Origin of the sequence: Pseudomonas sp. R62 (assembly GCF_000257605.1) — a bacterium.
Lineage (GTDB): Bacteria > Pseudomonadota > Gammaproteobacteria > Pseudomonadales > Pseudomonadaceae > Aquipseudomonas > Aquipseudomonas atacamensis.
The window spans coordinates 1,516,374-1,518,310 of record NZ_JH635999.1 but is presented as its reverse complement, the minus strand read 5'-3'; the positions used below and the strand labels follow the sequence as shown (position 1 = coordinate 1,518,310).

Below are 1,937 nucleotides of genomic sequence, written 5' to 3'. Positions count from 1 at the left end.
CAAGCCTTGCCAGCGCTGCTCAACCACAGCCCCGGCGGCCTCGACCCGCAACGCCTGGAACGCCAGTTCAACCGCCCGCGCCCGCAGTGGACGCTGGCGGAAAACATCCGCCTGATCGACACCCGCCAAGGCCCGCTGCTGTTCAACGTGCAGCGCTGGGGCCAGTTGAAATTCACCTTGCTCGAACAACTGGCGCGATTCCACGAACAGGAACCCGACCAGATGGGCCCGGACCGCGACCGCCTGCGCCGCTTCAGCGCTCTGGCGCTGGAACGCTCGACCTTCATCAGCCTGCTCGACGAACTGCTGAGCGCCGGCTCGATCCTCGCCAGCGGCCCCTGGCTGCACCTGCCCGACCATCAGGTGCGTCTGAATGCCGACGACGAAATCCTCTGGCAGCAATTACAGCCGTTGTTCGAACAGGCCGGTTTCGACCCGCCGTGGGTGCGCGATGCGGCGAAAATGCTCGGCGAAGACGACGCCAGCGTCCGCCTGCTACTGCGCAAACTCGCCCGCTTAGGCCTGATGCACCAAGTGGTGCGCGACCTGTTCATCAGCGACATCGTCTTGCGACAAATGGCGGCGCTGCTGCTGAAACTCGCCGAAGAAAATCCCGCGATTGAGGTGACAACTTTCCGTGATGCGCTAGGCTTGGGACGCAAACGCTGTATTCAGTATCTGGAGTATTTCGACCGACTCGGCCTGACCCGCCGCCTCGGCGAATCCCGCCAGATCCGCCCCGACAACGCGCTGGCCAACGCCTGCGCACCCTGAGTTCAGGAAGACAATCGCGCCCGGTGGCGCGGCCGGGCTTCAAACCCGGTTGGGGACGGCATCCGTTCCCGGGCAGGTTCGACTCCGGCTGTCTTCCGCCAGCTCCGTAAAGCTCCTCCAGACGTTTTGGATATGTCGCTTTTCAGTCTAACAACCTCGCTTTCATTGATGAGGTTCCGTTCGAGGTTGCTTCAGAACAGATATTTGAGAGAAGTCATTATTGACTTCTGAAGAACTTTCTTGTTCAGATGTTTGTGGGTTCATTTTAGTTGGTGCTTCTTAAGCGAATGTTGTCTAAAGCCACAGTGGAGTCACCTGTGCAGTAAATGTATATGATGGAGTATAACTTGGTTTCTGGTGCTCCTAAATAGAACTTTTTATTAAAGCTCTTCCATGTGCTGGTGGGAGGTAATGTTAAATTGCCGATGTCTATAGCGTCATAGGGGTTCTCGGCGCGCATCACTAGAGTGAAGTTGTTTTTAGAAGCATTGCGGTGATCAAAGCTGAGTGTGCAAGACCTTCCACTTTGTAAGTGCTGATAAGATTTATATATGTATAGCCGGTATAAGCCGCTGGCATAGGTTGATTGGACAAAGTATTCATCGTCTTGCTTAATTATTGAGCCTGCGATATCGATTATTCTCCAGTCATTTGCTTCGTAGTTGGTGAATGTAGTCAAATCATCGTATGGCTTCTTGACCGTATACGCTTTCCTCGGAAAGGATATGCAACCACCTTCAGTTTTATCAAACGAAACCTTCACCTCAATCTCAAGTATCGAGTCGTCTTCCAATATCAGCAACTTGTCGAGTGGCACTGGATGGCGTATCCCACCCAAATCCTCCGCTGTCACCTCTTTCCCTTTATAAGCCTCTTCAACAATTCCCGTGCTGCCATCACTTTTGATTTCGGTATACGTCAGCCAAACTCTTTGTCCAACGGCAATCAAAGGCCAAGCCGTCGTCCGCGTATGATCTGTCGCCAACAAATCCGCAGGATCCAGCTCATCTCCCGTCACCCGGTCGATCGTCGGCGTGGGCAATCGAGGATCTCCGTCGGCAATGTCCTGCACGCTCAGTATCAGCGGCAGGGAATCGCGCGTAGCCGATCCGGTTGTCTTGCTGTATTTCACAGTGACATTGCCACCGAAACTGTACGCAACC

2 protein-coding genes and 1 tRNA gene are annotated in these 1,937 nt (G+C 54.4%); 2 read left to right on the top strand and 1 reads right to left on the bottom strand.

Features of this window, described 5'->3' with window-relative positions; translation table 11 throughout:
• Both OQK_RS24875 and OQK_RS24870 read left to right on the top strand, forming a co-directional pair.
• The coding region (locus OQK_RS24875; protein WP_038861720.1) for a SelB domain-containing protein at positions 1-774 on the top strand (774 nt) is incomplete at its 5' end.
• A 5-nt stretch (positions 775-779) separates the two neighbouring features.
• A tRNA-Sec gene (locus OQK_RS24870) sits at positions 780-875 on the top strand.
• A gap of 164 nt (positions 876-1,039) precedes the next feature.
• Here the strand turns inward: OQK_RS24870 and OQK_RS24865 are convergent.
• A partial coding sequence (locus tag OQK_RS24865) for a hypothetical protein (protein ID WP_238537263.1) occupies positions 1,040-1,937 on the bottom strand: 898 nt, incomplete at its 5' end.